The 7,621-nt window shown below is 40.3% G+C and carries 8 protein-coding genes and 1 pseudogene; 8 read left to right on the plus strand and 1 reads right to left on the minus strand.

Annotation, left to right across the window (positions count from 1 at the left end; genetic code table 11):
- From ACH2DQ_RS09295 to ACH2DQ_RS09320, 6 genes are all read left to right on the plus strand, one after another.
- Positions 1 to 380, plus strand: a 380-nt coding sequence (locus ACH2DQ_RS09295) for a hypothetical protein (protein WP_395026500.1), incomplete at its 5' end; no start/stop codon positions are given.
- Positions 367 to 792, plus strand: a complete 426-nt coding sequence (locus ACH2DQ_RS09300) for a hypothetical protein (RefSeq protein WP_394911411.1) — start codon at positions 367 to 369, stop codon at positions 790 to 792. The genes ACH2DQ_RS09295 and ACH2DQ_RS09300, both read left to right, overlap by 14 nt.
- The gene (locus ACH2DQ_RS09305) at positions 789 to 1,310 is read left to right on the plus strand and encodes a type II secretion system protein (RefSeq protein ID WP_394911410.1); all 522 of its coding nucleotides are present in this window, start codon (positions 789 to 791) and stop codon (positions 1,308 to 1,310) included. Before ACH2DQ_RS09300 ends, ACH2DQ_RS09305 begins: the two co-directional genes overlap by 4 nt.
- 10 nt (positions 1,311 to 1,320) lie before the next feature.
- A complete protein-coding gene (locus ACH2DQ_RS09310; RefSeq protein WP_394911409.1) occupies positions 1,321 to 2,517 on the plus strand; it encodes a type II secretion system F family protein in 1,197 nt (398 codons plus the stop codon).
- Between the two features lie 16 nt (positions 2,518 to 2,533).
- Positions 2,534 to 4,096 carry a PilN domain-containing protein gene (locus ACH2DQ_RS09315; RefSeq protein WP_394911408.1) on the plus strand — a complete coding sequence of 521 codons (1,563 nt, stop codon included), beginning with the start codon at positions 2,534 to 2,536 and terminating at the stop codon, positions 4,094 to 4,096.
- Positions 4,093 to 4,791 (plus strand): hypothetical protein, encoded by a 699-nt coding sequence (locus tag ACH2DQ_RS09320; protein ID WP_394911407.1) that lies wholly within the window; start codon positions 4,093 to 4,095, stop codon positions 4,789 to 4,791. The genes ACH2DQ_RS09315 and ACH2DQ_RS09320 overlap by 4 nt, the downstream gene beginning before the upstream one ends.
- Here ACH2DQ_RS09320 and ACH2DQ_RS09325 read toward each other — a convergent pair.
- On the minus strand, positions 4,777 to 5,529 hold the full coding sequence (locus tag ACH2DQ_RS09325) for a prepilin peptidase (protein ID WP_394911406.1): 753 nt from the start codon (positions 5,527 to 5,529) through the stop codon (positions 4,777 to 4,779). The two genes, ACH2DQ_RS09320 and ACH2DQ_RS09325, sit on opposite strands and share 15 nt — an antisense overlap.
- 65 nt (positions 5,530 to 5,594) lie before the next feature.
- Here ACH2DQ_RS09325 and ACH2DQ_RS09330 point away from each other — a divergent pair, with 65 nt between their 5' ends.
- Positions 5,595 to 7,295, plus strand: a complete 1,701-nt coding sequence (locus tag ACH2DQ_RS09330) for a GspE/PulE family protein (protein ID WP_394911405.1) — start codon at positions 5,595 to 5,597, stop codon at positions 7,293 to 7,295.
- A 12-nt stretch (positions 7,296 to 7,307) separates the two neighbouring features.
- Positions 7,308 to 7,621: pseudogene (locus ACH2DQ_RS09335) on the plus strand (hypothetical protein); the annotation flags it as partial.

Below are 7,621 nucleotides of genomic sequence, written 5' to 3' on the forward strand. Positions count from 1 at the left end.
ATTCAAGAGGGCAGTTAGTCAACGAACAGGCTATTCAATATGTAAACTCCATATATGAGATTGTTGACGACATGATACAAGACGGAGCATTTAATCTGGATGCCTGTTTAGAAGGAGAAGATGCAGAATCTTCCGGTATGAAAGCGGATTTAAGTAATAAACTGGAAGACGGCAATGGAACTGAAATTGATGTGTCGGTAAAATTCACAAGAGATTCGACAGTAACACAAAAAAACCGTGTAAAGGCACAGACCATCATCCATTATAAATCCAGAGATTACAGTATTACATCATTCTACTTACAGGATAAAAGTTTACCCGGTCAAACAAAATACACTTTATTAAAATGCGAAGGTGTGGTGTCAAATGATAAGAAATAAATTAATTTATAAAGTGAAATATTTCTTTAGCCGCCGGAGTATTTGTTTAAATAACCGGGGTGAAACGATGATCGAGTTAGTTACAAGTTTGGCATTATTTGCAATGACCATGGTTTTGGTTGCTGTTTTATTTTCTAATGCAAACCGTATTTTAGTGAAAAACAATGCCATTCAGAAAAACCTGAATCATCAGATAAATGATCTGGAACTTGGGAATAATTTAAAGACAATGAAATCGGATATTGAACTGAAATTCAAACTTACCAAAGACGGCAGTTTAGCAGATCAGACAGAAGTAAGTGCGAAAGTAAAATTGGTGAAGCCAAAGAGTGGTGATTCGGAAGGTACCACTGATTCTGTGCTTGCAAAGTTTCAAAGAATTCCAGAGTCTGAAAGTGGTGATGGATCATGAAGAAGAGATTGTGTATAAATCCAGATAGAAAAAAAGGTTTTACCCTAATAGAAGTAATCCTGACAGTCACATTGGTTGCTGTTTTCTTTACTACAGTAGCAGCAATACTTCCCCAGTGGTTTAAATCTTATCAAAAAGTTATCAGTGCAAGCAATGCCAGTCAGATAGCAAATAGCGTGATTACGGCAATTGATGAACAGATCACTTACTCTGGAGCCGTAGAAGTAAAGGAGGGCAGTCCTGACACTATTTATTACCTATATAGCACCGGGGAAAATCGGGAAATACAATTAGGTGAGGATTGCAAAGTCATTCCGGGCCTTGCATATGATGAGAAATATTTTATGAATAATAAGCTGGGAATAAGCGCTGAAATTTCCAAAACATTTTCAGAATCTGACACAGCTTCCGAAAAAAATGTATGTAAGTTAACAGTAACATTAACGAATAGAAATACAGGTAAAAAGGTGATAGAAAAAGTTCGATATATTAGACTTTATGGACCTGAAAAAAGTTAGGAGGACAGGTATGATCCTTTATAATTACTCGGCAAAAGATGCAGCTGGCAAAATACATAATGGCAAAATAGAAGCCAATGGGGACGATGAATTCTATCTTTTTTTAGATAAACAGAGCTGGTATTGTATATCGGTTTCCAGAACAGATCTGCTGCGGGAAGCACAGAATCAGTCTGAATACCGTTTTAAACCAAAGGAAGTAGCTTTATTCTGCAGGGAGTTTGCAATCATGCTGTCCTCCGGAATGAATATGCTGACTTCGCTGCAGCTCTTATATGAACGATGTCGGAAGGCGAAGCAAAAACAATGTTATATGCATATGATCGAAGCAATTGAAAAAGGGGAGACGCTGCACGATGCAATGAAGAAGCTGGGCAAAACATTTCCTACACTTCTTTCTGCCATGGTTTTGGCAGGAGAGGCCAGTGGCTCGTTAGATATTGTAATGGAAAAGATGGCGCAGTACTATGAGAGAGACTATCGTTTAAAGGGAAAAATTCAGACTGCTTTAATATATCCCATATTATTAATGGCTATAACCGTTGCCGTTATCATTTTATTGTTTACCGTAGTACTTCCGCAGTTTTTTACGATGTTTGAGGGGCAGGATTTAAACCCTCTTACCTCATTTTATATGATGCTCAGTGTATTTTTGAAGAATCAGTGGTATATCCCTCTGGGCGTAATTATTGGTATCATTTTACTGCTTCATTTTTTAAAAAGGGATCCTGGTTTTCGCTTGGGATATGACAAAAGCAAGCTGAAAATCCCACTGATCAGCAGGCTTTTGGAAAAAATATTAATATCCAGATTTGCCAACGGAATGAGTATTTTATACTCCAGCGGAATATCAATAATACGCTGTATGGATATCTGCAGTACGGTAATATCCAATACTTATCTGGAACACAAAATGCAACAGGCCACAGAGCAGGTAGAGAAAGGAACTTCTCTATCTCAGGCTTTGGAAGAGCAGGGGCTGTATGATAGTATGGTTTGGTCCATGATTCATATTGGCGAAGAGTCCGGTAATCTGGATGCCATGTTTTTAAAACTTTCTGAATATTATGAGGAAGAATCAGAAACAGCTACTCAGAAAATGATGGCGATTATGGAACCTGCAATGTTGATTATAATTGCAATTATTGTGGGATCGGTAGTGGCGAGCGTTTTAATGCCGATATATGGAATGTATCAGACGATTTAGAAAGGAACTGACGAAAATGATACTATCGATTGAATTTACGGCAGAACATATTCATATAGTAGAAGAAGATGTGAATGCCAAATCTATAAATGTGAAACGTTTTATTGAGATTCCAATGCCAGACGGTTCTTATTTAAACGGAGTGATCGTAAACACTGCCTCTGTAGCAGCCGCTATCCAGGTTGCAGTAAAAGAGCACCGTATACATACTAAAAAAAGTATTGTTACAGTGAGTGGTGTGGACATTTTAAGAAAAGAATTCCAGGTCCCTGCAGGTAATAAAAAGCATACCCGGGGCATGGTGGAAAATGAGCTGAATAAGGCCGGAATGCTACGATCAGACTATTTGTTTGATTATATTGTTAAAAAGAATGAACGTAAGGATGGGGCAGACAACGAAACGATGCAGAATGTGGATGTTTATTTAATGCCCAGGGCACTGGTCAATAACTATCTCACCACTTTGCGCAGGGCAGGACTTATTCCTTATCGAATCGAAACGGTCAGCAATAGTATGGAGCGTCTTGCATGTCTCTTAAAAGTTGCCGGAGGGAATGATATGTCCATTCTATGCTGTGCGGAAAGAGATCAGATTGGTCTTTTATTTACAGGGGCGGGCAGCAAGATGATATACCGCAGCACTCAGATCAAAGCCGAGGATACCATTGAAGAAAATGCTTTTATTGTGTCTGCTGTGCAGTCTCTTAACCGGGAAGTGGATCCAATTTCTATTGCGCTTGAAGAAATCGTAGAAAATGTTTCTAAGCTTGTGCAGTTCCATTCCCAGACAGGGAAAAGGAATAAAGTCGGCCAGATTTTGATGTATGGAGATTTATCAAGAGATTCACAGTTTCTAAGCCGTATCGAAAATGCTACGGGAATTACAACTGTAAAGTGTGCATTTCCGGAGCATGTAACTTTTGCAGGTCCCAATGACTTAACCTGTTTGAACGCTATAGGAGCTTCAGCAGGCAGTCTGTCAGAAGTAGCAGAAGAAAAGGATATTGATTTCTTCCCTTTGATGAAGGAAAAAAAGACGGAGAAGACAACAAAAAAGGATCTGATCCCCCTGGCTGCCGGTATGGGAATTGTGTTGATAATGGCGGGCGTTTATGCACTCCAGTCAGCAAGTAATTTATCCGTTGAAGCATCGGTACAGATGAGCCAGGATTTTATTAACGATCCTGAAAATCAAAAACTGTATCAAAGAGCGAAAGCATTACAGGATTATACCATATCCCTGTCTGAGTATAATGAAACTTGTTATCAATATATTGACGTTATTAAAAATACCCGGCGATTGGAAGCAGACGATTTTCATAATCTGGATTTAAAAAAACCGGATGATGTCACGATTAACAGTTACGGTTACAGTAATGGGGAAATCACCATTTCCTGTAATACAACGAACCAGGACGGCGCCTCTGCTTTTGCCAAAATTTTATCTGATTCCGGATTATATACGGATGTGAAGTACACTGGATTCAGCAGCGGCAGTAGTGAGGATGGAGCTGCGAATTATACCTTCCAGCTGGTTTGTACTTTATGGGGTCAGCAAACGGGAGGTGAATCAGAATGAAAAAGAGCGAAAAAATACTGCTTCAGATTCTGATCTGCGTTGTTTTACTGGCTGGGGTATGGATGTTCTTTTTAAATCCCGCACTTGAAAAGAAAGAGGTGCTAAGGGAAAGAGAAGAGGCTGCTAGAATTCAACAGGAACAAATGCAGGCACTGATTGATAATACCGCGCTTGAAGACGATTTGAATGTTCAGCAGAATATTTCTAAAGAGAATTATGAGTTTTTTTATTCCGTATTAAACAGTTACAATATAGATAAAATTGTAAATGATTTGGCGAAAGAAAATTCACTTTATGTACAGAGTTTGCAGATTGGTGAGTATACGGATGCTTCTTCTGATTTTAACATTGAGACAGAAGCGGCAACGGAAGCAGCGGTTAATACTGCTGAGGACATAACAGAAGAAACTGCTTCTGAGAGTGAAAACATTTCCGGGCAAAAAAAAGAAAATCAGGCAAAATTATTAAAAAGCCAGGTTTCAATTTCCGTATCCGGTACTTATGACAATATCCTGGCTTATGTAAAAGCTTTAAATGCAAAGAGTATCTGTCTGAGAATAGACAGCATTTCTCTATCAGAAAATGACAGAGATGCTACGGGAAATGCCACTCAAAATGCTGCTATTGGCTTATCGCTGTATGGAATCAATAAGCCTGCAGAGCAGCCGGAGAAAGAGGTATCAGAATCCAAGTAATGATAAATACCAGTTTATCAGCGCAGAACCGTAAAGGGCGGAAAACAGAAAACCGAAACATAAAAACGGTCCAAAGGAAATCAAAGTTTTTTTATCCGCTTTTTTCCGGATAATTAAAAGTAAGGACCAGCATGAGGCGAGAATGCATCCTATAAAGGCACCCAGCAGTACTAATTTCCAACCAAGGAAAAGCCCGCATACGGCGCAGAGTTTCACATCGCCACCGCCAAATCCGCCTGTTAAAGCAGCGATGAGAAGCATGGGAATACTGATCACTGCCAGCCCGATTAATTTTTCCATAATTTCATTGGGTGTTATGAGGATGTTGATTACGGCAAGTATGAAAATAAAAACCTGCAGGGAATCAGGAATCGTCATTGTTTGGATATCAGTGATTGATACAACAATAAGACAGCAGAAAAACAGACAAAGCAAACCGCTGTAAATGGTAAAACCATGAGCTAAAAAAGCTGCAAGGAAGAGAATTCCGGTTAATGCTTCTACCAGCGGATATTGCACAGAGATAGGTGCTTTGCATTTGCGGCATTTGCCTCTCAATATGAGATAACTGAAGATGGGAACCATGTCATACGGCTTGAGTGTGGTATGACAGGACGGACAAAAAGAACGTCCTTTTGCGATATTGAGGTGCAGGGGTATTCGGTAGATACAGACATTTAAAAAACTCCCGATCACGAATCCCATAACAGTAACATATGTAAGCCAAAAATATTCCATTGTTTTCTCTCCTTCGTTTGTTTTGCAGATGAATTATAACACATTTAGAATCAAAGGGGAATAGTATGTTAAAAAACTTACGACTGGGTCAGGTTCTTATAGAAACCGGATATATTACAGAGCAGCAATTAGAAGAAGCCCTGGAATACCAAAAAAACAGCAGTATGAAAAAAATGCTTGGAGATGTACTGGTTGAACTGGGATATATCACAGAGGAAGACCGATTAAAAGCGCTGTCCACGCGTATGAATGTCCGCATTATGGATTTCGATCAGTTAAAATCAACCATCGAAGCGATTTCACTGGTTCCAAGGGAAATTGCAGAACGCCTTATGGTGATTCCCCTTCGTGTTGATCAGAACAATTTAGTCCTGGCAACGGATAATCCGCTTAATTATTATGGATTTGAAGAATTAGAGACACTCACCGGAAAGCAGGTGGTTCCGGCACTGGCTTCTAAATTGGACGTGGAAGAAGCAATCAAGCGCAATTATGTAAATAAAACCATGATCAGCGCAATTGACGATGTACATAGAGAATATACAGGTGAATCTGACACCAATGTATCTGAGTCCTTCCAGCAGATGATGGACCGGGTGGACAGTTCGCCGGTGGTAAAATTAGCAAATACCATTATCATTCAGGCATGCAGTATGAGAGCATCCGATATTCATATAGAACCTTGCCAGAATAACATCCGCATCCGTTTTCGTATTGATGGAGATTTAATGGAAGCAATGGTATTAAATACTACGGTACTGGTTCCCATTACTACCCGGTTTAAAATTATGGGTGGTCTGGATATTGCGGAACGCAGAGTTCCCCAGGACGGACGTTTCAGCCAGACGGTAGGAAGTAAAAATATTAACTTCCGAATCTCCACACTGCCTTCTGTCTTTGGCGAGAAGATCGTGGTACGTATTCTGGGTGATAACGCAATTAACATTGTGCAGGCAAGAGAACTTGGAATGAGTGAAAGCAACTATCAAAAGTTTGAACGGCTGCTTGCCAATCCAAACGGTATTATCATGGTAACCGGACCAACCGGAAGCGGAAAGACCACAACGATCTATTCCGCACTTCATGAATTGTCCAGACCAGATGTCAATGTGGTGACCATCGAAGATCCGGTGGAAAAATATATAAAAAATGTTACCCAGGTTCATATTAATACGAAGGCAGGCTTAACCTTTGCTGCCGGACTGCGTTCCATCATGCGCCAGGATCCGGATATTATCATGGTAGGAGAAGTCCGGGATCAGGAGACGGCAGTCATTGCAGCACAGGCAGCTATTACCGGTCACCTTGTACTTACTACCGTTCATACCAATGATGCAGCATCTGCTTTTATGCGGCTGATCGATATGGGCGTGGAGCCATATATCGTAGCATCTTCTGTAATCGGAGTCGTATCACAGCGGCTGGTCAAAGTTATTTGCGAGGACTGCAAAACAGAGTATACGCCTACAGAAGAGGAATTGCTGCAATGGAGTGCCGACCGGCCAATGCCTGAGAAGTTTTATCATGGCGCCGGATGTAAAAACTGTAATCATACTGGATATCGGGGCAGAACAGCTGTACATGAAATTATTCTGGTATCTCCGGATCTGAGAAATTTAATTATGAAGCATGCTTCCGCACAGGAAATCAAAAAGAAAGCAAAAGAATATGGATTCACGGATTTAAAAGAAAACCTGATGGACCTGATTGAACAGGGACGCACTACAATGGAACAGATGATAAAAGTAGCTAATTTCATCGAATAAAAGGAGGATTACATGGGTCAGATAGATGATTTAATTCAACAGGGCAGAGCACTTGGTTGCTCCGATATCCATCTCACCTTCGGGCTTCCGCCAATGGCAAGGAAGAACGGGAAATTAATAAAAATGCCGGGGTATGAGGTATTGGATGCCCAGCAGCTTCAGATATCCGCTGACGATATGCTGATCAAGTGCCAGATTCAAAGACCACAAGATCCATTGGATGAAATTGATTTCTGTTATGAAGCGGCAGATGGAAGCAGAAACCGTGTTAATATTTATTACCAGCAGAAAAAAACAGTAATCGCTATTCGATTGCTGAGCGCATA

Source organism: Robinsoniella sp., assembly GCF_034124845.1.